The organism is Variovorax endophyticus, from assembly GCF_025376855.1.
Classification (GTDB): domain Bacteria; phylum Pseudomonadota; class Gammaproteobacteria; order Burkholderiales; family Burkholderiaceae_C; genus Variovorax.
On record NZ_JAHUTH010000013.1, the window covers coordinates 20,412 to 41,536 of the forward strand.

At 70.4% G+C, this 21,125-nt stretch carries 20 protein-coding genes; 4 read left to right on the forward strand and 16 right to left on the reverse strand.

The genetic code is table 11. The annotated features are described in order from the left end of the window. Positions 1-6 precede the first annotated feature (6 nt). Both KV106_RS18065 and KV106_RS18070 read left to right on the forward strand, forming a co-directional pair. Positions 7-1,140: a CaiB/BaiF CoA transferase family protein gene (locus KV106_RS18065; RefSeq protein WP_057590842.1), complete on the forward strand. Its 1,134-nt coding sequence runs from the start codon at positions 7-9 to the stop codon at positions 1,138-1,140. Between the two features lie 217 nt (positions 1,141-1,357). After that, positions 1,358-2,491, forward strand: a complete 1,134-nt coding sequence (locus KV106_RS18070) for an acyltransferase family protein (RefSeq protein WP_261211487.1) — start codon at positions 1,358-1,360, stop codon at positions 2,489-2,491. Here KV106_RS18070 and KV106_RS18075 read toward each other — a convergent pair. The 11 genes from KV106_RS18075 to KV106_RS18125 form a co-directional block, all read right to left on the reverse strand. Beyond that, positions 2,472-3,290, reverse strand: a complete 819-nt coding sequence (locus tag KV106_RS18075) for a hypothetical protein (RefSeq protein WP_261211489.1) — start codon at positions 3,288-3,290, stop codon at positions 2,472-2,474. The two genes, KV106_RS18070 and KV106_RS18075, sit on opposite strands and share 20 nt — an antisense overlap. 133 nt (positions 3,291-3,423) lie before the next feature. Beyond that, positions 3,424-4,128 (reverse strand): EthD domain-containing protein, encoded by a 705-nt coding sequence (locus KV106_RS18080; RefSeq protein ID WP_057590839.1) that lies wholly within the window; start codon positions 4,126-4,128, stop codon positions 3,424-3,426. Continuing rightward, entirely contained in the window at positions 4,125-5,309 is a 1,185-nt protein-coding gene (locus KV106_RS18085) for an NADH:flavin oxidoreductase/NADH oxidase (protein ID WP_261211491.1), read from the reverse strand. Before KV106_RS18085 ends, KV106_RS18080 begins: the two co-directional genes overlap by 4 nt. Before the next feature lie 7 nt (positions 5,310-5,316). Next, on the reverse strand, positions 5,317-6,237 hold the full coding sequence (locus KV106_RS18090) for a DMT family transporter (RefSeq protein WP_261211492.1): 921 nt from the start codon (positions 6,235-6,237) through the stop codon (positions 5,317-5,319). Between the two features lies 1 nt (position 6,238). Continuing rightward, a complete protein-coding gene (locus KV106_RS18095) occupies positions 6,239-7,216 on the reverse strand; it encodes an MBL fold metallo-hydrolase (protein ID WP_057590837.1) in 978 nt (325 codons plus the stop codon). A gap of 32 nt (positions 7,217-7,248) precedes the next feature. Further along, positions 7,249-7,959 (reverse strand): ABC transporter ATP-binding protein, encoded by a 711-nt coding sequence (locus KV106_RS18100; protein ID WP_261211493.1) that lies wholly within the window; start codon positions 7,957-7,959, stop codon positions 7,249-7,251. A 20-nt stretch (positions 7,960-7,979) separates the two neighbouring features. Then, a complete protein-coding gene (locus KV106_RS18105) occupies positions 7,980-9,779 on the reverse strand; it encodes a branched-chain amino acid ABC transporter ATP-binding protein/permease (protein WP_261211494.1) in 1,800 nt (599 codons plus the stop codon). Continuing rightward, on the reverse strand, positions 9,776-10,699 hold the full coding sequence (locus KV106_RS18110) for a branched-chain amino acid ABC transporter permease (protein ID WP_057590834.1): 924 nt from the start codon (positions 10,697-10,699) through the stop codon (positions 9,776-9,778). The genes KV106_RS18105 and KV106_RS18110 overlap by 4 nt, the downstream gene beginning before the upstream one ends. Before the next feature lie 69 nt (positions 10,700-10,768). Next, the gene (locus KV106_RS18115) at positions 10,769-11,968 is read right to left on the reverse strand and encodes an ABC transporter substrate-binding protein (protein WP_261211496.1); all 1,200 of its coding nucleotides are present in this window, start codon (positions 11,966-11,968) and stop codon (positions 10,769-10,771) included. Positions 11,969-12,020: 52 nt separating this feature from the next. Continuing rightward, on the reverse strand, positions 12,021-12,797 hold the full coding sequence (locus KV106_RS18120) for an SDR family NAD(P)-dependent oxidoreductase (RefSeq protein WP_261211498.1): 777 nt from the start codon (positions 12,795-12,797) through the stop codon (positions 12,021-12,023). Positions 12,798-12,844: 47 nt separating this feature from the next. Further along, positions 12,845-14,602 carry an FAD-dependent oxidoreductase gene (locus KV106_RS18125; RefSeq protein ID WP_261211500.1) on the reverse strand — a complete coding sequence of 586 codons (1,758 nt, stop codon included), beginning with the start codon at positions 14,600-14,602 and terminating at the stop codon, positions 12,845-12,847. Positions 14,603-14,787: 185 nt separating this feature from the next. On the opposite strand from KV106_RS18125, the gene KV106_RS18130 reads away from it, so the two are divergent. Beyond that, positions 14,788-15,594 carry an IclR family transcriptional regulator gene (locus KV106_RS18130; RefSeq protein WP_057590830.1) on the forward strand — a complete coding sequence of 269 codons (807 nt, stop codon included), beginning with the start codon at positions 14,788-14,790 and terminating at the stop codon, positions 15,592-15,594. A 574-nt stretch (positions 15,595-16,168) separates the two neighbouring features. Further along, positions 16,169-17,119, forward strand: a complete 951-nt coding sequence (locus KV106_RS18135) for a universal stress protein (protein ID WP_261211502.1) — start codon at positions 16,169-16,171, stop codon at positions 17,117-17,119. 12 nt (positions 17,120-17,131) lie between these two features. On the opposite strand, the gene KV106_RS18140 is transcribed toward KV106_RS18135, so the two are convergent. From KV106_RS18140 to ruvX, 5 genes are read right to left on the reverse strand one after another with little or no spacing between them, the layout of a single operon-like run. Continuing rightward, positions 17,132-17,878, reverse strand: a complete 747-nt coding sequence (locus KV106_RS18140; RefSeq protein WP_057590827.1) for a lysophospholipid acyltransferase family protein — start codon at positions 17,876-17,878, stop codon at positions 17,132-17,134. 53 nt (positions 17,879-17,931) lie between these two features. After that, positions 17,932-19,215, reverse strand: coding sequence for a dihydroorotase (locus tag KV106_RS18145; RefSeq protein ID WP_261211504.1), 1,284 nt, complete (start codon positions 19,213-19,215; stop codon positions 17,932-17,934). Continuing rightward, positions 19,212-20,174 carry an aspartate carbamoyltransferase catalytic subunit gene (locus tag KV106_RS18150; RefSeq protein ID WP_057590825.1) on the reverse strand — a complete coding sequence of 321 codons (963 nt, stop codon included), beginning with the start codon at positions 20,172-20,174 and terminating at the stop codon, positions 19,212-19,214. The genes KV106_RS18145 and KV106_RS18150 overlap by 4 nt, the downstream gene beginning before the upstream one ends. Positions 20,175-20,177: 3 nt before the next feature. Then, positions 20,178-20,684: a bifunctional pyr operon transcriptional regulator/uracil phosphoribosyltransferase PyrR gene (gene pyrR, locus KV106_RS18155; RefSeq protein ID WP_057590824.1), complete on the reverse strand. Its 507-nt coding sequence runs from the start codon at positions 20,682-20,684 to the stop codon at positions 20,178-20,180. Further along, positions 20,681-21,115 carry a Holliday junction resolvase RuvX gene (gene ruvX, locus KV106_RS18160; protein ID WP_057590892.1) on the reverse strand — a complete coding sequence of 145 codons (435 nt, stop codon included), beginning with the start codon at positions 21,113-21,115 and terminating at the stop codon, positions 20,681-20,683. Before ruvX ends, pyrR begins: the two co-directional genes overlap by 4 nt. Between the last annotated feature and the right edge of the window lie 10 nt (positions 21,116-21,125).

The window sequence follows — 21,125 nt, forward strand, 5'->3', positions numbered from 1 at the left end:
TCGGCCATGGGACCGCTGCACGGCCTTCGCGTGCTGGAATTCGACGCCATCGGCCCCGTGCCCTGGGCCGCGATGATGCTCGCGGACATGGGCGCCGACGTGCTGCGCATCGCACGGCCCGCGCCGGCCGGCATGGGCATCGCGCGCGACGCGCGGCACGAGACGGTGCTGCGCGGCCGGCGCGGCGTGACGGCCGACCTCAAGGACCCGGCCGCGCGCGACGCGGTGCTCGCGCTCGCGCGCAACGCGCACGTGCTGCTCGAAGGCCACCGCCCCGGCGTGATGGAGCGCCTGGGCCTCGGGCCCGAGGCCTGCCTGGCGGCATCGCCCGCGCTGGTCTACGGGCGCATGACGGGCTGGGGCCAGCACGGGCCGCTCGCGCGGGCCGTGGGCCACGACATCAACTACATCGGCCTCACGGGTGCGCTGCATGCCACCGGCACGGCCGACAGGCCGGTGCCCCCGCTCAACCTCGTCGGCGACTTCGGCGGCGGTGCGATGCTGCTGGCGCTCGGCGTGATGGCGGCCGTGCTGGAGGCGCGCACCAGCGGCCAGGGGCAGGTCGTCGACGCGGCGATGGTCGACGGCTCGCTGCTGCTGATGGCGCCGATCCTGGGTCGCGTGGCCACGGGCGAATGGCTGGACCGCCGCGAGGCCAACCTGCTCGACGGCGGCGCCCCCTTCTACGGCGTGTACGAGACCAGCGACGGCCGGCACCTGGCGGTCGGTGCCATCGAACCCGCGTTCTATGCCGCGCTGCTCGCGGGACTGGGCCTGGCGCCCGATGCGCTGCCGCCGCAGCACGACCGCGCGGCCTGGCCCGAGACGCGGCGCAGGTTCGCCGACCTCTTCGCCACGCGCACGCGCGATGCGTGGTGCGCGGTCTTCGACGGCACCGAGGCTTGCGTGACGCCCGTTCTGTCGCTCGGCGAAGTGCCGGGCCATGCGCACCACGTGGCGCGCGAGAGCTTCGTGCACATCGATGGCGCGCGCCAGCCCGCGCCGGCGCCGCGCTTCTCGCGCACCGCGAGCGTCGCCGGCCGTGCGCCGGCCGAGGCGCGCGGCGGTGGCGACGAGGCCTTGCGCGACTGGGGGTTCGATCCCGCGGATCCGCGCCTGTCGGCGCTCGACCGGCGCTGAGCGCGGGCGGCGCCGCTCGGGTCGGAACGAGGCCGGCGCGGTTGTCCACGAACCTGCGCGCGCATGCATCGGGCATGAGGCCTCTCCATCCCATGCGACGCTTGTGCCCGCGAAGCGACAGGACCCGACACTAGAATCGCGCCGACCCCACGAAACGACAAGGTCTCGCGAAGGCACCCGGCCAGCATGCGAAGCGCGCCGGGGCCCGAGCCATCCAATGACGACGCCCGCGCAGGGAAAGATCGCCTTCGCCAACCAGTTGCGCGGCCTGGCCGTCCTGCTGGTGATCGCCAGCCACTATGCGCTGGCCTACTGGACCGAGCGCGACCTGGTCGCGCAGTACATCTTCGCGCCACCAGCCACGGGCGCCATGCCCGCATCGCAGCGATGGCTCTCGATTCCCACGCTGAGCCTCGGGCCGCTGGGCGTGGCCCTGTTCTTCCTCGTCAGCGGCTTCGTGATCCCGTTCTCGCTGCACAAGCTCGGCCGCGCGCGCTTCGTGATCGCGCGGCTGCTGCGCATCTTCCCGACCTACTGGGCGGCCAGTGCCGTCTCGCTGCTCGCGGTATGGCTCTCCAGCCTCCACTGGGGGCTCGCCTTCCACGTGGATCCGGCCCAGCTGCTCGCGAACCTGCTGCTGGTGCAGGGCCAGACCGGACACCTGACGACCGACCTCGTCAACTGGACGCTCGCCGTCGAGCTCAAGTTCTACCTGGTGGCGATGCTGCTGTGGCCACTGCTGCGGCGCTGGCCGACCTGGACCATCGCCGCCTTCGCGGTGCTGCTGTACATCGCGCTGCGCAGCGTGCCCAAGGGTTGGAACGTGGTGCCGATCGGGCATTGGCAGCTCTTCGTCGCGGGCATGAGCGCGGACCTCATGTTCCTGCCGTTCATGCTGATCGGCACGCTGTTCCACTTCGCGTTCGTGCGCCGGATCCCGGCGCGCGCGCTGGTGGTGTCGGCCATCGTGGTGATGTACGTGTTCCTGGAGACCTGGAAGAAGACCCCGCGCTTCGAGCAGCATGCGAGCGCGGTCTCGAACTACAGCTACGCGCTCCTGATCTTCGCGGCGGCCTATCTGCTCAGGGACCGCTTCCGGCCCCGACGCCTGCTGGACTTCTTCGCCGACATCTCCTATCCGCTCTACGTCCTGCATTCGCTGGTGGGCTACGTTGCGATCCGCTGGCTGATGGCCCACGGCGCAGGGTCGGCCGCCGCGACGCTGCTCGCGCTCGCGCTGGCGATCGGGCTCGCCTGGGCGATCCATCGCACGGTGGAGCTGCCGACGGCGGCGCTCGGCCGGCACCTGGGCGGCGCGCCGCGGTCCCCGCTCACTTGGGCTCGTAGGTGATCTGCGTCGGCGCGAAGGTCGCGAGGACGTCGCCGGTACGCACCGCGAGCTTGAGGTCCTGGCCGCGATAGGGGCCTTCGGCCGCGATCCAGTTCTCCTGGACCTGCGTGAGCTCCGAGCCGTCGATCTGCCGGAAGCGCACGGTGGCCGAGAACTTGCACGTCTGGAAAGTCCCCACAGCCGTCTCGAGGCTCTCGCGCCCGACGTAGGTCCGCGTGCCGGAGACCCGCTGTTCGTTGCGGATCTCGCCCTCCACGCTCCAGACCACGTAGTTCTCGTCGATGGTCTGGCCCGGCGTCATCACGGGTGTGCGGATCGTCGGATCGTTGTAGGCATAGGCGCTCGTGCCCGTGCCGCCGTTGCGGGTGCCGTAGCGCACGATGTTGCCGTCGACGAAGTCCAGGTACAGCCGGTCCTGCGCCTCGCTGCTGTTGAAATAGTTGAAGACGGTGCGCAACTGCTCCACCGCGCTCGCATCGCGGAAAACCTCGCGGCCGCGGGTCAGGCGGGTCACGCGCTGCTTCTGGGTCTGGTCGCCGGAAGTGATGGTCTGCTCCACCACCAGCTTCGTGCCTTCGCGCAGGTCGGCCTCGTTGAAGCAGGCGGCCGAGCTGTTCGCGGGATTGGGTTCCGGGTTCGGCTCGGGAGGATTGGGCTCGGGGTTCGGTTCCGGATTGGGCTGCTGCCCGGGAAGCGGCGTGGCGGTGAACGGCAGCGCGACGCCGCCACCGCCTCCTCCGCCACCGCACGCGGCCAGGCTCGCCAATGCCACCGCGGCCCACAGAAATTTCGTCTTCATCGCGTTCTCTCCCTTCGTTAACAAGCGATCCCGGCTTTCGCCAGAGCGCGCGAAGTTAACGAAGGCCCGTCGAGGGAACCAGTGCCTAAAGTCATGGCCCCTCCATCGGAAGGAGGACCCGGGCGCGACGAACTCAGGCCACCGTGTATTCCTCCACGACGAAGGCCGTGATCTCCGCCAGGAAGCTCTTCGCATGCGCCATCGTGCGCTGCCCCTGCGCCGAGCCGAAGGCGGCGTTCAAGGTGTCCGTGTTCTCGAACCACAGCTCGACGATGCCGTCGATCGGCAGCGTCTCGTAGCCGCAGGGCGTGCCCTTGTCGAACTCGCGCGCGGTCACGACGTTCTGGCGGTAGCCGCCCACGCCGGGCATTTGGCGCACGTGGTCGGCATGCACCTTCCACTCGCGGCGGAAATCGTCCTCCGAGAGGTCGGTGCGGCGGCGCAGCGTGGAGATGCGCTTGAGCAGGCGGTGCGGTCCGGCCGGCGGCGCGATGACGGTGCTCTGCGCCACGCCCACGATGTGCAGCCCGCCGAGGAAGTGCCGCTCGTCCTCGCGGATGCGCGCGGCGAGCTCGCCGTCGGTGAAGGCGGCATTCGCCTGCGCCGCGGCATCGAAACCGAGTTGCGAGAAGCCGTCGAAGTCCCACGGGCCGCGCGCGAAATCGATGCCGCGCTGCAGCCGGTCGGTCACGAGGTTCTGGCGGTAGCTTCGCAGCCCGGGCAGCGTCGCCACCAGCGGGCCATGGCTGTGGCGCCAGTGGTGGCGGAAGGCTTCGTCGGTCCAGTCGGGCTTCTTGCGGATCAGGCCCATGCGCAGGGGGATGGTGGCGTCGGTCATGGTGTGGAGGTCTCCTTGTCGTTGGATGCGGCGGCCGCCTCGGCGCGCGCACGCGCGAGGCCCGGCGCGCGCTTGGCGAGCCACACGCCGTGGCGCACGGGCCAGCGGCGGTAGGCGGGATCGACGCCGAGCTCGGCGGCGGCGTGGTGGGCCCAGTAGGGATCGAACAGCGCCTCGCGGCCCAGCGCGACCAGGTCGGCATCGCCGGCGGCGAGCACGGCCTCGGCCTGGCGCGCGTCGACGATCATGCCGACGGCCTGCGTGACCACGCCGGCCTCGCGCCGGATGCGCGCCGAGAACGGCACCTGGAAGCCCAGGCCGCGCGGCACGGGCAGGGCCCGCGTCTCCTCGGTGAGGCCGCCCGAGGAGCAGTCGATGACGTCGACGCCGCAGTCGCCGAGCGCGCGCGACAGCACCACCGAGTCGTCGAGGTTCCAGCCGTCGAGCGTGCCGTCGACCGCCGAGAGACGGCAGAACAGCGGCTTGTGCTCGGGCCAGGCGGCGCGCACGCGGCGCGCGATCTCGAGCGCGAGCGCCATGCGCTTGTCGCGGCTGCCGCCATAGGCATCGTCGCGCCGGTTGGCATTGGGCGAGAGGAAGCTCGCGACCAGGTAGCCATGGCCGAAATGCAGCTCGACCACGTCGAAGCCCGCCGCGTCGGCGCGCCGCGCGGCATCGACGAAACGCTGCACCACGGCCTCGATCTCGTCGAGGCCGAGCGCGCGCGGCGCCGACCAGCCCGGGCCGGCCGCGAGCGCGCTCGGGCCCAGGCGCTCCCAGGGTTCCTCGTCGGCCGCCATGGTCTGCGCGCTCAATGCCGCGCCGCCTTCCCACAGCGGCTCGCTGCCCGACTTGCGGCCCGCGTGCGCGAGCTGCACGCCGATGGCGCCGCCCTGCGCGTGCACGAAATCGACCACGGCCTTCAGCGGCGCGACCTGGCTGTCCTTCCACAGGCCGAGGTCGGCGGTGCCGATGCGCCCGCGCGGATCGACCGCGGTGCTCTCGGTGAGGATCAGCGCGGCGCCGCCGAGCGCGAACTTGCCCAGGTGCACCAGGTGCCAGGGCGTGGCATGGCCGCGCTCGGCCGCGTGCTGGCACATGGGCGAGATGACGACGCGGTTGGAAAGCTCGAGCCCGCGCAGGCGCAGCGGCTGGAACAGCAGGGGAAGCGGATCGGACATGGATGAATCAGGAAGAGGACCTGGCCGGCCGCGTGCCGAGCCAGGTGCCGCCCATCACGGCGGCGAAGCCGAACAGGTGCCAGACGGTCAGCGTCTCGCCCAGCAGCAGCGCTGCGAAGCCGACGCCGAACACCGGCACCCAGTAGAGGAACACGGCGGTGCGCGCGATGCCGATGACGGAGATGGAGCGGTTCCAGATCAGGTTGCCGGCCGCGGTCGCGGCCACGCCCGAGAACAGCACCAGCACCCACGGCCACGCACCCGGAAAGAGCTGGGCCGCGCCCAGCCGCGAAGGCCCGAGCGCGGCATGCACGATCAGCATCGCGGTGCCGATCAGGTAGATGACCCAGCTCATCGACAGCGGATCGAGCTGCCGCGCGAGCCGCTGCACGCCGACGCCGCCGACCGCGAAGCTGATGACCGACAGCGCGAGCATCAGGTCGCCGAGGCCGGCATGCGAGAGCGTGGCGCCCGGATGGCTCAGCACCACGGCCGCCACGCCCGCGAAGCCCAGCGCCACGCCGAGCAGGCGGCGCGGCGTGAGCGGCTCGCGGAACACCAGCGCGGCCATCAGCGCCGACACCAGCGGGCTCAGCGCCATGATCAGCGCGCCGTTGGTGGCGGTGGAGCGCTGCAGCCCGTGCGCGAACAGGATCTGGTTGGCGTACACCATGAGGAAGGCGCAGCCGGCCATCGCGGCCAGCTGGCGCGCGCCGAGCAGCGGCAGCCCGCCGCGCCGCCACAGCACGACGGCGCTGAGCGCGACGCAGGCCACCGCCATGCGCAGCGCCGCCAGCGGCAGCGCCTCGAAGGAGGCGGTGAGCGCCTTCACGGCCGAGACGTTGACGCCCCACAGCACCATGGCCAGCAGCATCCAGCCCTGCACCGAGGCCGGCGTGGCGACCGGCGCGGCCGCGCTGCGGTTCACCTCAGCTTTCCAGCGCGTTCCACATCTCGATGTCGCGCTCCGCGGTCCAGATGCGCGGATGCACGTGGCCGGTGGCCTCGTCGTAGGCACGCGTCACGTCGAAGGGCATGCAGTGGTCGAAGATCACCCAGTGGCCGTAGGTCGGGCGCAGCGCGGCCACGGTCTCCTTGTAGATCAGGTTGAGCGTCTTGCCTTGCGCCACGCCGTTGTTGACCAGCGTGTAGACGTCGGAGATGAAGGCGCGCGTGGAGGCGATGGCCTTGCGCACGTCGGTGGCGTTCTCGAGCGCGGCGCCGCGGCCCGGCACCAGCTTCTCGAAGCCGAAGCCGGCCAGGCGGTCGAGCGTGGTGGGCCAGTCGCGGAAGTAGCAGTCGCCCGCGTAGGCGGTGCTCTGGTATTCGACCAGGTCGCCCGCGAAGCAGATCTTCTGGTCTTCCAGGTAGGCGATGGTGTCGCCCTTGGTGTGGCCGCGGCCCACCTGCGCGATCTTCACCTCGAGCTTCTTGCCGAGCCACACGCTCATGGTGCCGTCGAAGGTCATGGTGGGCCAGGTCAGGCCCGGCGGCACCGACTCGACGTTGCGGAACAGGCGCGGGAAGCGGCCGATCTCGCTGGCCTTGTCCTGCTCGCCGCGCTCGACGATGAGGTCGTAGGTGTCGCGGCTGGCGATGATCTGCTCGGCGCCCTCCTTGAAATAGGCCGAGGCGCCGAGCACGCGCACCGCGTGGTAGTGCGACAGCAGCACGTACTTGATCGGCAGCGGCGTGACCTCGCGGATGCGGCGGATCACGTCCTGCGCCATCGCGGGCGTGGCCTGGGTGTCGACCACCATCACGGCCTCGTCGCCGATGAAGATGCCGGTGTTCGGGTCGCCCTCGGCCGTGTAGGCATAGGCGTTCTCCGAGAGGCGCGTGAACGAGACCTTCTTCTCCTCGAGGTCGGCCTGGCTTGCGAATTTCTTGGTGGCGGGTGCGGTCATTGGGTTTCCTTGGAAAGGGTTGGACGTTGGGGTCAGTGCGTGCCGAGGTAGGCCGACTTCACCTTGGGGTTGTCGAGCAGCTCGCGGCCGGAGCCTTCGAGCGTGATGCAGCCGGTCTCGAGCACGTAGGCGCGGTCGGCCACGCCGAGCGCCTGCTTGGCCATCTGCTCCACCAGCAGGATGGTGAGGCCCGAGCTGCGCAGCTGGCGGATGGCATCGAAGATGTCCCGGATGATCAGCGGCGCGAGGCCCAGCGAGGGCTCGTCGAGCAGCAGCAGCCGCGGCTCGCTCATCAGCGCGCGCGCGATCGCGAGCATCTGCTGCTCGCCGCCCGACAGGGTGCCCGAGGGCTGGTGCTGGCGTTCCTTCAGGCGCGGGAAGCGCGCGAACTCGCGCTCGATGCCGCGCTCGACGAAGGCCTTGTCGGCGCGGCGCGAGTAGGCGCCGAGCATCAGGTTCTCGCGCACGGTCTGGTCGGGGAACACGCCGCGGCCCTCGGGCGACAGCGCCACGCCCAGGCCCACGCGCTGGTGCGGCGGCACCTGCGTGCAGTCCTTGCCGTCGATCAGCACGCGGCCCTGGGCCACGGGCTCGAGGCCGACGATGCTCTTGAGCAGGGTGCTCTTGCCGGCGCCGTTGGCGCCGATGATGGTGACGACCTCGCCCGCGCGCACTTCGAGGCTCACGCCCTTGACGGCCTCGATGGCGCCGTAGGAGACCTTCACCGATTCGATCTTCAACATGATGGTGGGGGTCCTTTCGCTCAGGCGGGCTGCGGCTGCAGGCCGTGCGGCGCGCGATCGGCCTCGTCGTCGTCGACGCCCAGGTAGGCCTCGACCACGCGCGGATTGGCCTGCACCTCGGCCGGCCGGCCCTCGGCGATCTTGATGCCGTAGTCGAGCACGATGACGTGGTCCGAGATCGACATCACCAGGTCCATGTGGTGCTCGACCATCAGGATCGAGACGCCGCACTTGCCGATGCGCAGCAGCAGCTCGCCGAGCTCGGCGGTCTCCTGCGGATTGAGGCCGGCGGCCGGTTCGTCGAGCAGCAGCAATTGCGGCTCGGTGGCCAGCGCGCGCGCCAGCTCCACGCGCCGCTGCAGGCCGTAGGGCAGGCTGCCCGCGGGCCAGTGCGCGAGGTGGCCGAGGCCGACCAGGTCGAGCAACTGCAGCGCGCGCTCGCGCGTCTCGCGCTCCTGCTTGCCGGCCGTGGGCCAGGCCACGAGCGACGACAGGAAGCCGTTGCTCATGCGGCTGTGCCGGCCCAGCATCACGTTGTCGAGCACCGAGAGGTCGGCGAACAGCCGCAGGTTCTGGAAGGTGCGGCCCATGCCGAGGCAGCAGATCGCGTGCGCCGCCCGGCCCACGATGTTTTCGCCGAGGAAGCGGATCGCGCCGGCATCGGGCTGGATCACGCCCGTGAGCATGTTGATCATGGTGCTCTTGCCCGCGCCGTTGGGCCCGATCAGCGCATGGATGTGGCCGCGCTGCAGGCTGAACGACACGTCCTGCGCGGGCTTCACGCCGCCGTAGGACTTGGTCACGCCCTGCACCACCAGCAGCTCGCCCTCGCCGCCCGGGCCGATCTGCCCCGGCACGCCCTGGCCGCCGGCGCCTTCGCCGCGGTGGCGCGAGCGGCTCACCCACTTGTCGACCAGCCCCACCACGCCGCCGGGCATCACGTAGAGCGCGAACAGCAGCAGGAAGCCGTAGAGGAAATGCTGCGCCGAGGGCCAGCGCGCGAGCAGCGCGTCGGTCAGCGTGAGCAGCACCGCGCCCACGATCGGGCCGTACATCGAGCCCGCGCCGCCGAACAGCACCAGCAGCAGGATGAAGATCGACAGGTGGAAGGTGATGAAGTCGGAATTGATGTACTGGTTCTGCTGCGCCACCAGCGCACCCGCGATGCCGCAGGTGACGGCCGCGACCACGAAGGCCATGACCTTGGCGCGGTAGACGCGCACGCCCACCGACGAGGAGGCGATCTCGTCGGCCTGCAGCGACAGCAGCGCGCGGCCGAAGCGGCCCTGCAGCAGGTTGCGCAAGAGCAGGTGCAGCGCGGCGCTCAGCACGATGCCCAGCACCACCCACTGCGTGGTGTCGAGCGGCGCGCCGTTCCAGGTCAGCGGGCGGATGCCGTAGATGCCCTGCGCGCCGCCGAACACGTCGGTCCATTCGCCGACCAGCTTCTCGACCACGATGCCGAAGGCCAGCGTGACCATCGCGAGGTAGGGGCCCTTCACGCGCAGCGAGGGCAGCGCGATCAGCACGCCGCACAGGCCCGAGATCACGGCCGCGAGCAGCAGCGCGAGCCAGGGGTCCATGTCGGTGCGCGAGGTCAGGAGCGCAACGCCGTAGGCGCCGGCCGCGAACAGGCCGGCCTGGCCCAGCGACTTCTGCCCCGCGTAGCCCACCAGCACGTTCATGCCGGCCGCGCACAGGTAGTAGACGCACATCATGAAGGCGATGCGCAGGTAGTAGTCGTTGCCGAGCAGCGAGACGATGCCGATCAGCGCCGCGGCGACCGCCACCACGGCCAGGGGATGGACCAGGCGCTTCATACCTTCTCCACCGCGCGGCTGCCGAACAGGCCCGTGGGCCGGAAGGCCAGCACCAGGATCACGAGCGCGAACACCGCCACCTCGCGCCACTGCGCCTGCCAGAGATTGACCATCGACTCGAGCACGCCGAGCAGGAAGCCGCCGATGACGCAGCCGCGCGGATTGCTGAGGCCGCCGATCATCGCGCCCGAGAAGCCCTTGAGGCCGACCGTGAGCCCCATGAACAGCGAGGCCTGCGCGATCGGCGCGAGCAGGAAGCCCGACAGGCCCGCCAGCGCCGAGCTGACGACGAAGGCGCCGATCATCATGGCGTTGGTGTTGATGCCCATGAGGCTCGCCACGTTGCCGTTCTGCGCCACCGCGCGCATGGCCTTGCCGACCATGGTGCGGTTCATCACGCGGTCGAAGCCGAACATCACGACCACGGCCACGCCCAGGGTCAGCAGCTCCTGCGGCCGCACGCCGACGCCGAACATGCGGATCACGGTGTCGCCCACGGGCGCGGGCACCACCACCGGCTTCGGGCCCCAGATCGCGAGCCCCACGCTCTGCAGGATCACGCCGAAACCCAGCGTGCTCATCACCCAGGCCATGCCGGGGCGGCCCGCGAACGGACGAACGCCGAGCACGTAGAGCAGCCAGCCCAGAAGGCCCATCACGCCGAGCGCCGCCAGCAGCGCGAACAGCTGCGCGCCGGCGCCCGGCACGGCGTCGCCGAAGGTGGTGGAGGCCAGCGGCTTGCCCAGGACCAGGAACAGGGCGCTCATGCCGATGAAGGCGCCGGCCGAGACGAACTCGCCGTGCGAGAAGTTCAGCGTCTTGGTGGTCGTGAACGTGATGCTGAATCCCAGTGCCACCAGCGCATAGGCACCGCCGACGGCGAGCCCGCTGATGAGCGCCTGCAGGAGCGCTTCAACCATGTGTGTATCTCCGTTGCGAGGCGAGGCCGGGCGCCGCGCGGGCGCGTCGGCCTCGCTTCCTTTTTGCTCTTACTGCTTGAAGTCGGCCGGCTTCAGGCCCTGGATCAGCGCGTCGCTGTAGGGCAGCAGCTTGCCGTCCTTCCAGCGGATCCAGACCAGGTCCTTGGCGGTCAGCGCCTCGTGGTTGGTCTTGCTGAAGGGCTTCTCGTAGGTCTTGAGCACGCCCTGCACCGGGGTCTTGAGGTCTTCCAGCGCGGCGCGCACGGCGGCGCCGTCGGTGCCGTTGGCCTGCTTCATCGCCTGCGCCAGCAGCAGCACCGAGTCGTAGCCGTGCAGCGCGAACGAGAACGAACCCGGCGCCTTGAGCTTGCTGCCGATGCGGTCGAAGAGCTTCTGCTGCGCGGGCGTGCGGGTCTCGCTCACGGTGCGCATGAAGATCGGCTTCTCGGCCAGCGCCTTGCCGGCCGCGTCGTAGAAGGTGATGTTGTCGGCGGCCCAGGAGGTCAGCGTCAGCGGGAAGTAGTTGATCTTCTCCATGCTGCGCACCAGCTGCGCGATCGGCGTTCCCTGCGCCCACACCACCACGGTGTCGACGTTGGCGGCCTTCATCTTCGACAGCTGCGAGGTCATGTCGGTGTCGCCGACGCCGAAGCGCTCGGTGGCCGCGATCCTGATGTCCTGCAGCTTGGCGATCTCCTCCATGTCCTTGAGGCCGCCCTGGCCGTAGCCGGTGGTCTCGGCCATCAGGCCCACCACCTTCGAGGCGGCGGTGTTCTTCTTCACGTAGGCCATCAGCGCGGCGACCTGCTCGCGGTCGACCATCGAGACGCGGAACATGTAGTTGTCGGCGCCCGCGCTCATCGGCTTGGTGATGTCGGTGCCCGAGCCCACGTTGCCCAGCACCGGGATCTTCTTCTGGTTGGCGATGTGCTTCCAGGCCATGGCGTTGCCCGAGTTGGTCGGGCCGAACACCGCGACCACCTTCTCGTTGTCGATCAGGTCGCTCATGTTCTGGATCGACTTGGGCGGCGCCGACACGTCGTCGCGCGTGACCAGCGTGAACTTGCGGCCGAGCACGCCGCCGGCGGCGTTGAGGTCGGCGATCGCGGCCTCCATGCCGAGCACCGCGGCCTGGCCGCTCTGTGCCGAGGGCGAGGCCGAGAGGTCGCCGTTGTAGCCGAGCTTGATGTCCTGCGCCGAGGCGCCGGCGGCGAAGGCGCAGAAGGCGGCGCTCGCGAGCAGGGTCTTGTACAGACGGAAGGTCTTCATTCTTTGTCTCCTGGAGGATTGACGGTCGGGAAAGCGAAAAGCGAAGGCGGGCTCAGACCGCGAGGAAGCCGCCGTCCACCGGCAGGGTGATGCCGGTGACGTAGCGCGACATGTCGCTCGCGAGGAAGATCACCGGGCCCACGAGGTCCTCGGTCTGGCCGACGCGGCCCATCGGGATGCGCGTCATGAAGGACTCGAGGCGCTGGGGGTTCTCGCGCGTGGCGGCGGTCATCGGCGTCTCGATCACGCCGGGCGCGAGCGCGTTGACGCGCACGCCGAAGGGCGCGAGCTCCTGCGCGAGCGACTGGGTGAACATCTTGATCGCGCCCTTGGAGGGCGAATAGCCGAGGCTCGCGCCCTGCCCCGCGTAGGCGGCGATGGAAGCGATGTTGATCACCGCGCCCTTCGTGGCCTTGATCGCGCCGAGCCAGGCGTGGGTGACGTTGAAGGTGCCGTGCACGTTGACATCGAGCGTCTTCTTCCAGTTGGCCGCGGCGTTGGGGCTGGCGGTGCCTTCGCGGATGATGATGCCGGCGTTGTTCACCAGCAGGTCGATGGCGCCGATCTCCTCGCCCACGCGTATCGCGAGCGCATGGCAGGCCTCGGGCGAGGTCACGTCGAGCACGAAGGACCAGGCCTGGCCGCCTTCGTCGCGCACCAGTTGCGCGGTCTCGGCCACGGTGGCCTCGTTCATGTCGGTGACGACGACGCGCGCGCCGGCCTGCGCCAGGCCCAGCGCGAGCGCGCGGCCGTTGCCCTGGCCGGCGCCGGTGATCAGCGCGAGGCGGCCTTCGAGCAGGCGCGGCGCGACGTGGGGAGGAAAGGCCATCGGGAAGGTTCCTTCTGATGAATGGGGGTGGTTGAAGGGAAGAGGACTCAGGCGGTGCGGCGCACGGGCACTGCTTCGCGTTGCTCCACCTGCAGCGTGGCGGCCGCCGTGGCGCCCTGCGCCACCTGCAGGCCCGCGACGTAGCCGAAGGTCAGTGCCGGGCCGAGCGTGATGCCGGCGCCCGGGTAGTTGCCGCCCATCACGCTGGCCGCGTCGTTGCCGACCGCGTAGAGGCCCTTGATCGGCTGGCGGTTGGCGTCGAGCACGCGGGTCTTCTCGTCGACCACCAGGCCGGCGAAGGTGCCGATGTCGCCGATCACCAGCTTGATCGCGTAGTAGGGGCCGTGCTCCAGCGGCGCCACGCAGGGATTGGGCGTGACGTTGGCGTCGCCCTGATAGCGGTTGTAGGCCTTGCTGCCCTTGCCGAACAGCGGGTCGTCGCCGGTGCGCGCGCCGTCGTTGAATTCCTTCACCGTGGCCTCGAGCACCTCGGGCGCGATGCCGATCTGCTTCGCGAGCTCGCCGACGCTGGCGCCGTGCTTCAGGTAGCCGCTCTTGAGGTGCCGGCCGATCGGCAGCGGCGCCGGTGCCACGCAGCCCAGGCCGTAGTCGCGCAAGGCCTTGTGGTCGCACAGCAGCCAGGCCGTGACCTCGGGCTCGCCGGCGCAGGCCTTGACCATGGCCTGCACGAAGTCGTGGTACGAGTTGCCTTCGTTGGCGAAGCGCCGGCCCTTGGGCGTGACCGCGATCACACCGGGCTTGGCGCGGTCGATGAAGTGGGGCATCACGCCCTTGGTGCCGTCGGGGCGCGTGGTGACCGATGCGGGCACCCAGGCCGCCGCGTGCGGAATGGTGCCGTCGACGCGGCCGCCCACGGCTTCGGCCAGGCGCAGGCCGTCGCCGGTGTTGGTGGAAGGCGATGGCGAGTAGTGCTCCTTGCCGGTGGGCGCATGCGGAAACAGTTGCTTGCGGCGCTCCACGTCATAAGGAAAACCACCGCAGGCCAGCACCACGCCGCGCTTGGCCACCACGCGCATGCTCTTGCCTTCGTGCTGCACCACCGCGCCGGAAACGCCGTCGTACTCGACCACGAGTTTCTTCACGGGCGACGACAGCCACACGGGAATGTCCAGGTCCATCGCGGCCTTGGCCAGGCGGCCGGCCAGCGCATTGCCGTTGGTCAGCGTCATGCCGCGCCCGTGGCCCAGCACGTCGAGGAAGTGGCGGGTCAGCCGCTTGGTCACGTACCAGAACGAGGTCGGCGACTTGAAGGCCCGCATGAAGTGTTTGATCTCGGGGCCCGAGCCCAACATCATCCCGAACACGGTGAGCTCGGGCAGCGGCGGCGCCAGCAGCTTCACGCGCTTGCCGAGTTCGCGGCCATCGAACGGCCGCGTGACCATCGAGCGGCCGCCCTGCTGGCCGCCGGGCGCTTCGGCGTGGTAGTCGGGAAACACCGCCGGCATGTCGAACTGCACGCAGGTGTTGCGCGTGAAGAAGTCGATCGCCTTCGGGCCCATCTCGAGGAAGGCGCTCACGCGCGCCGCGTCGAAGTGGGTGGTGGTCTCGTGCTTCATGTACTCGAGCGCGGCGCCCGCCGGCTCGTGGATGCCCTGCTCCGTGGCCAGGCGCGTGCCCGGGATCCACAGCCAGCCGCCCGAGCGCGCGGTGGTGCCGCCGAAGCGCGGCTCCTTCTCGACCACCAGCACCTTCAAACCCTGCGACGCCGCGGTGATCGCGGTCGCCATGCCCGAGGCGCCGCTGCCGACGACGAGCACATCGCATTCCAACGTGTTCTGTTCCATCTCTGCCTGTCTGCCTTGTTTCTGTAGGACTTAAGTTGCGGCGGAGTGTAGGCAGCGATGTTGATATGGTCAAGTCGTTTAGTTACTATCAGATGATCAGTCATCGTCGATTGATCACGACAATATCAGTAGAAACCCTGATGGCTATACTCGCCCCCACTCTCAACCCCCACGCCGGGCGCCCCATGGAAAAGCCGAGACGTGGCATCCAATCCGTCGAAATAGGAACCCAGCTGCTCGTCGCCCTCGGGCGGCATGTCGCGCCCATGGCCTTGCGCGACCTCGGCAAGGCCGCCGGCGTGCCGGTGGGCAAGGCCCATCCCTACCTCGTGAGCTTTCTCAAGGTCGGCTTCGTGGTGCAGGACAGCGCGGGCCGCTACGAGCTGGGTCCGCTGGCGCTGCAGCTCGGGCTGGCCAAGCTGCAGCGGCTCGACCCGATCAAGGAGGCCTCGCCGCTGATCGAGGCGCTGGCCTCGGAAACCGAGCAGAGCATCGCGGTCGCGGTCTGGGGCAACTTCGGGCCGACCGTGGTGCGGCTCGAGGAACCGATCCATCCGCTGCACGTGAACCTGCGCACCGGCACCGTGATGTCGCTGGCCTACACGGCCACCGGCCGGCTGTTCGCGGCCTACCTGCCGCCCAAGGTGGTCGAGAAGATGATGGTGGACGACCTCGCGCGCCTGCGCGGCCCGGCCGGCGGCCGCGGCACCGAGGAGCTGTCGCAGTCGCAGCTCGAGGCGCTGCTGGTGGAGACGCGCATGCACGGCATGTCGCGCACCTTGGGCCAGCCGATCCCGGGCATCGACGCCTTCTGCGCGCCGGTGTTCGACTCCACGCACAACATCGTGCTGGGCATCACCGCGATGGGCCCCGAGGCCACCTTCGACAGCGACTGGGAAGGCCGCGTGGCGGTGCCGCTGCGCGCCTGCGCGCTCGAGATCTCGCGCCGGCTCGGCTACGTGCCGGCCGAGAGCAGCGTCTCCCGCGGCTGAGGCTGTAGGCACCTGCCCACGCACGGTGCATCGGTTCTCTTGCAATGCGCGGCCCTCGCCGCGTGTGAATCTGCAAGCCATTCACTACACAGGAGAACCTTCATGAAAAGCCTCATCCTCTGGGCCTGCGGCGTGCCGATCACCGTGATCATCGGCCTCAAGATCTTCGGGATCCTCTGACGCGCGCTCGCCTTTTTCCGTTTGCTCTTCCTCTACTCCTCCGGTGCCTCGCGCACCGATGCGCGTCCCTCGGGGCGCGCTTTTTTTTGGTGAGGATGCACCCTTCAATCCGGCAAGGGCCGTGCGGGTACTGAACGGGCTTTGCTCGCATTCGGCCTAGACTCCGCCGCATGCATGCTCACCCGTCGCTCCACGCCGCGCCGCCCCGTATCGGCGGCTGTGCCCCGGCGTGCGCATGGATGACGGCAGCGACCCCGCAAACGCTCGCACATTCCTGAGCCCGGCGGTCCACCTCTTTCTCTTCACCTTCAACGCAACCCATCGACCGCCGGGCCCTCGCCCCGCGTGACTGCGCCCCCATCACATCGAGGGGGCGCTTCGAATGGAGTGCGTCATGCATCAACCCCAGGCTCAGCGGGAGCACGTGCGTCCCGGCGGCGATACCGCATCCGGCACGCCTTTCTTCCAATCCATCCTCGCCGTCACCGACCTGTCGGCGCGCAGCCTGCACGCGGTCGAGCGCGCCGCCCGGCTCGCGGCCGACCATGGCGCGCTGCTCAAGCTCATGTACGCGCCCGCGAACCTCGCACCGCTCGCGCATGCCGAGGCGGCCACCGCGCTCGCGGGCCTGGCCCGGGCCATGGGCGCGCGCTTCGGCGTGCTGGTCAAGCAGGTGGCGGCGGCGGACGGCGGCCTCGCGCAGATCGTGGACGAGGCGCGCCACGCCGACCTCGTGGTGCTGCGGCACGAGCGCGACCGTTCGCCCGGCGCCTTCTTCGCGGGCCAGCCCGTGGAGCGCCTGCTGCGGCAGCTGCGCTGCCCGGTGCTGGTGACGCGGCTGGCCACGCGGCAGCGCTACGGCCGCATCCTGGTGGCGGTGGACTTCACGCCCGCGTCGCGCGCGCTCGTGAGCCTGGCCCATGGCCTCGACGCCGACGCTTCGCTCGAGCTGTTCCATGCGCTCAACACGCTGCACGAAAGCAGGCTGCGCTATGCCGAGGTCTCGGACCACGCCATCCGGACCTACCGCCACGACTGCCAGCGGCAGGCGCGCGAACGGCTGCTCTCGCTGACCGATTCGTCGAGCGCGCGGCGCAACCGCGTGCTGTCGACCCTCGGCCGCGGCGACCCGGCGCGGCAGGCCACGGTGCAGCAGCAGCACGCGCGCGCCGAGCTGCTCGTGGTCGGCAAGCGCCGCGCCCATGCGCTGGCCGATTTCCTCCTCGGCAGCATCGCGCAGCGCGTGCTGTGCTGGGCCACGGCCGACGTGCTGGTGGTGCCCGGCGAGCGGCGCGAAGACGCCCTGCCGGTCGTGGTTTCGCGCAAGCTGCGCGAGGCCCGCTGACGGAAGACCCGCTCAGTGCGTGTCGCGACGCAGCTGCTGCACGTCCTCGTGCAGCGTCTGCGCCCAGGTGCGGCGCTCGCGGCTGTACGAGGACTGCGGCTCGCCGAAGCGCACGATGGCCAGGAGCGGCGGCGCGCGCAGCGTGTTCCACAGCGAGGTGGCGAGGTTGTCGTCGTCGATGTAGCGCGGCGCCTGGCTGGTCTCGCCGGTGGCGGCATCGGCAAAGCGCAGCGCGGCCGGCACCACGGGCGCGCCCGAGGAGATCGCGGCCTGCAGCAGATTGGCATGAAAAGGCAGCAGGCCGCGGCCGTCGCTGGTGGTGCCCTCGGGGAACACCGCGATCATGTCGCCGTTGCGCAGCGCGTCGGTCATGTGGTGCACCACGCGCAGCGCGTCGCGGCGGCGTTCGCGCTCGATGTAGAGCGTGCCGGCGCCGCTCGACAGCGTGCCGATCAGCGGCCAGTGCTTGACGTCGGATTTCGACACGAAGCGCACGTGGCGCGCCGCGTGGATCACCGTGATGTCGAGCCACGAGAGGTGGTTGCAGATCAAGAGCACCGGCCCGTGCGCGGGCGGCGTGCCCTGCACGCGCAGGGTGATGCCCATGATCTCGAGCATGCGCGCGGCCCAGGCCTGCACGCGCGCGTTGCGCTCGGCTTGCGACAGGCTCGGGAAAGTGAAGCGGATGGTCCACCAGCCGGCGACCGCATGCGCGATCGCATGCAGCAGCCGGCGCAGTGCCTTGAGTGAATGCAGCATCGGCCCGACCGCCTTCTTCCTGTTGTTGTCGTCGTCGCGCGCCGTGAGGCGGCTCAGCCGTGCACCACGCGCCCGGCCACGAGGGTGTGGCGCACGCGGCCCTGCATGGCGTAGCCGCCGAAGGGCGTGTACTTGCCCTGGCTGCGCAGCGCCTCGGGCGTGACCTGCCATTCGAGGGACGGATCGAAGATGCACAGGTCGGCCGGACCGCCGACGGCGATGCGGCCGATGCCGGCGCAGGCTTCGGTCGCGGGCAGCAGCCGCGCGGGCGCGCTCGTGATCGCCTCGAGCGCGCGCGCGAGGCCCGCGCCGCTGCGCTCGCCCCATTGCAGCGCCAGCGGCAGCAGCAGCTCGAGCCCGGTGGCGCCGGGCTCGCTCTCGGCGAACGGCAGGTTCTTGGCATCGGCCTCGACCGGCGTGTGGTCGGACACCAGCGCATCGATGGTGCCGTCGGCCAGCGCGGCCGAGAGCGCGTCGCGGTCGCCCTGCTGGCGCAGCGGCGGGCTCAGGCGCGCGCGGCTGTCGAAGTAGCCGATGTCGGTGTCGGCCAGGTGCAGCGAATTGATGCTGACGTCGCAGCTCAGCGGCAGGCCCTCGGCCTTGGCGGCGCGCACCAGCGCGAGCCCGGCGGCGCTCGAGAGGCGGCACAGGTGCACGCGCGCCTTCGTGCTGCGCATCAGCTCGACGATGGTGAAGATGGCGATGGTCTCGGCCGCCACCGGCACGCCCGAGAGGCCGAGCCGGGTGGCGAGCGCGCCGCTGGCGGCCACGCCCTTGCCGAGGTCGCGGTCCTGCGGGCGCAGCCACACGGTGTAGCCGAAGGTGCTCGCATAGAGCATCGCGCGCTGCAGCACCTGGGTGTCGGCCAGCGGCACATCGGCCTGGCTGAAGCCCACGCAGCCGCGCTCGGTGAGCTCGGCCATCTCGGTCAGCACGCCGCCGGCCAGGCCGCGCGTGAGCGCGCCGAGCGGGAACAGGCGCGCGCCCGGCAGCTTGCCGGCGCGGAAGGTCAGCATCTCGACCAGGCCGGGCTCGTCGAGCACGGGGTCGGTGTCGGGCGGGCACACCAGGCTGGTGACGCCGCCGGCCACGGCCGCGGCCATCTCGCTGCCGAGCATGCCTTCGTGCTCGTAGCCGGGCTCGCGCAGCCGCGCGGCGAGGTCGACCAGGCCGGGCGCGACGATGCAGCCCGCGGCGTCGATGGTGCGCTCGGCGGTGAAGCCCGCGGGAATGGCGCCGATGCCGACGATGCGGCCGTCGGCGATGGCGATGTCGGCCTGCTTGTCGGTGCCCGAGGCGGGGTCGACCACGCGGCCGTTGGAGATCAGTATGTTCATGCTTCGTTACCTGCGACGATGCTCATCACGGCCATCCGCACGGCGATGCCGAAAGTGACCTGCGGGAGGATGACGCTCTGGCGGCCGTCGACCACGGCCGAGTCGATCTCGACGCCGCGGTTGATCGGGCCCGGGTGCATCACGATGGCGTCGGGCTTCGCGAGTTGCAGCTTCTCGGGCGTGAGGCCGTAGGTCTTGAAGAACTCCTGCGACGAGGGCAGCAGCGCGCCGCTCATGCGCTCGTTCTGCAGCCGCAGCATGATGACCACGTCGCAGTCCTTGATGCCTTCCTCGAGCGTGTGGCACACGCGCACGCCCATGCCGGCCATGTCGCCGGGCACCAGGGTCTTGGGGCCGACCACGCGCACCTCGGCGCAGCCCAGGGTGGTGAGCGCGTGGATATCGGAGCGCGCCACGCGCGAATGCAGCACGTCGCCGACGATCGCCACCGTGAGGTTGGCGAAGTCCTTCTTGTAGTGGCGGATGGTGTACATGTCGAGCAGCCCCTGCGTCGGGTGCGCGTGGCGGCCGTCGCCGGCATTCACCACGTGCACGTGCGGCGCGACGTGCTGCGCGATCAGGTAGGGCGCGCCCGACTCGCTGTGGCGCACCACGAACAGGTCGGCCGCCATCGCGCTGAGGTTGGCGATGGTGTCGAGCAGCGACTCGCCCTTGCTCGCCGAGGAACGCGCGATGTCGAGGTTGATGACGTCGGCCGACAGCCGCTTGGCCGCGATCTCGAAGGTGGTGCGGGTGCGCGTGCTGTTCTCGAAGAACAGGTTGAACACGCTCTTGCCGCGCAGGAGCGGCACCTTCTTCACCTCGCGGTCGCTCACGCTCGTGAAGTTGGCGGCGGTGTCGAGGATGTGGGTGAGGATGTCCCTGGGCAGGCCCTCGATCGACAGCAGGTGGATGAGCTCGCCGTTCTTGTTGAGCTGGGGATTGCGCTTGTAGAGCATGGCTTACTTGCTTTCCTCGACCTGGAGGCTGAAGGCGCCGTCGTCGGCACGCGCCAGCGCCAGCGACTGCGAATGGGGCAGCGCGAGCGTGGTGGCGGCGAAGTCGGCCGCCACCGGCAGCTCGCGCCCGCCGCGGTCGACCAGCACGGCCAGGCGCACGCAGCCCGGGCGGCCGAAGTCGAACAGCTCGTTGAGCACGGCGCGGATGGTGCGGCCGGTGTAGAGCACGTCGTCGAGCAGCAGCACGTCGGCGCCGTTGACGTCGAAGGGCAGCGCGGTCTGCGCGCTGGCCGAGAGGCCGCGGCGCGCGAAGTCGTCGCGGTGCATGGCCGAGGAGATCACGCCGGGCGCGCCGGCCAGGCCCAGGTCCTTCTGCAGCCGCTCGACCAGCCAGGCGCCGCCCGAGGTGACGCCCACCAGCCGGGTGTCGGGGCGCAGCAGCGCGCGGACGCCGGCCAGCAGTTGCGTGTAGAGCGCCTCGGCGTCGGGAATGGCGGGGGTGGAACTCACGGAAGACTCCTCAAGAATTGCTCCAGGATGATGCAGGCCGAGGCGGCATCGGCATCGCGCGCGCCCTGGGACAGCGCCTCGGTGGTGCTGTAGCGCTCGTCGACCTCGAACACCTGCAGGTTGAAACGGCCGCGCAGCTGGCGCGCGAACTTCTGCGCGCGCCGGGTGTTCTCGTGCGCGGCGCCGTCGGGATGGAAGGGCACGCCCACCACCAGCGCGTCGGGCTGCCACTCGCGGATGCGCGCCTCGACCTGGGCGAAGCGGGCATCGGCGCCCTCTGCCTTGATGGTGGCCTGCGGCGTGGCGCCGCGCAGCAACCGGTTGCCGCTCGCCACGCCGGTGCGCTTCTGGCCGAAATCGAAGGCCAGGAAGCTCTGGAAATGGGCGGGAACGGGAGGGGGAACGGGGCTGGAAGCTGGCGCGTCGGGCATGGCCGTGGCG

Bases quoted from the DNA above. Each gene is read 5' to 3' on its own strand.
- KV106_RS18065 (WP_057590842.1), top strand. From the start codon at position 7: ATGGGACCGCTGCACGGCCTTCGCGTGCTGGAATTCGACGCCATCGGC.
- KV106_RS18070 (WP_261211487.1), top strand. From the start codon at position 1,358: ATGACGACGCCCGCGCAGGGAAAGATCGCCTTCGCCAACCAGTTGCGC.
- KV106_RS18075 (WP_261211489.1), bottom strand. From the start codon at position 3,290: ATGAAGACGAAATTTCTGTGGGCCGCGGTGGCATTGGCGAGCCTGGCC.
- KV106_RS18080 (WP_057590839.1), bottom strand. From the start codon at position 4,128: ATGACCGACGCCACCATCCCCCTGCGCATGGGCCTGATCCGCAAGAAG.
- KV106_RS18085 (WP_261211491.1), bottom strand. From the start codon at position 5,309: ATGTCCGATCCGCTTCCCCTGCTGTTCCAGCCGCTGCGCCTGCGCGGG.
- KV106_RS18095 (WP_057590837.1), bottom strand. From the start codon at position 7,216: ATGACCGCACCCGCCACCAAGAAATTCGCAAGCCAGGCCGACCTCGAG.
- KV106_RS18100 (WP_261211493.1), bottom strand. From the start codon at position 7,959: ATGTTGAAGATCGAATCGGTGAAGGTCTCCTACGGCGCCATCGAGGCC.
- KV106_RS18105 (WP_261211494.1), bottom strand. From the start codon at position 9,779: ATGAAGCGCCTGGTCCATCCCCTGGCCGTGGTGGCGGTCGCCGCGGCG.
- KV106_RS18110 (WP_057590834.1), bottom strand. From the start codon at position 10,699: ATGGTTGAAGCGCTCCTGCAGGCGCTCATCAGCGGGCTCGCCGTCGGC.
- KV106_RS18115 (WP_261211496.1), bottom strand. From the start codon at position 11,968: ATGAAGACCTTCCGTCTGTACAAGACCCTGCTCGCGAGCGCCGCCTTC.
- KV106_RS18120 (WP_261211498.1), bottom strand. From the start codon at position 12,797: ATGGCCTTTCCTCCCCACGTCGCGCCGCGCCTGCTCGAAGGCCGCCTC.
- KV106_RS18125 (WP_261211500.1), bottom strand. From the start codon at position 14,602: ATGGAACAGAACACGTTGGAATGCGATGTGCTCGTCGTCGGCAGCGGC.
- KV106_RS18130 (WP_057590830.1), top strand. From the start codon at position 14,788: ATGGAAAAGCCGAGACGTGGCATCCAATCCGTCGAAATAGGAACCCAG.
- KV106_RS18135 (WP_261211502.1), top strand. From the start codon at position 16,169: ATGCATCAACCCCAGGCTCAGCGGGAGCACGTGCGTCCCGGCGGCGAT.
- KV106_RS18140 (WP_057590827.1), bottom strand. From the start codon at position 17,878: ATGCTGCATTCACTCAAGGCACTGCGCCGGCTGCTGCATGCGATCGCG.
- KV106_RS18145 (WP_261211504.1), bottom strand. From the start codon at position 19,215: ATGAACATACTGATCTCCAACGGCCGCGTGGTCGACCCCGCCTCGGGC.
- KV106_RS18150 (WP_057590825.1), bottom strand. From the start codon at position 20,174: ATGCTCTACAAGCGCAATCCCCAGCTCAACAAGAACGGCGAGCTCATC.
- ruvX (WP_057590892.1), bottom strand. From the start codon at position 21,115: ATGCCCGACGCGCCAGCTTCCAGCCCCGTTCCCCCTCCCGTTCCCGCC.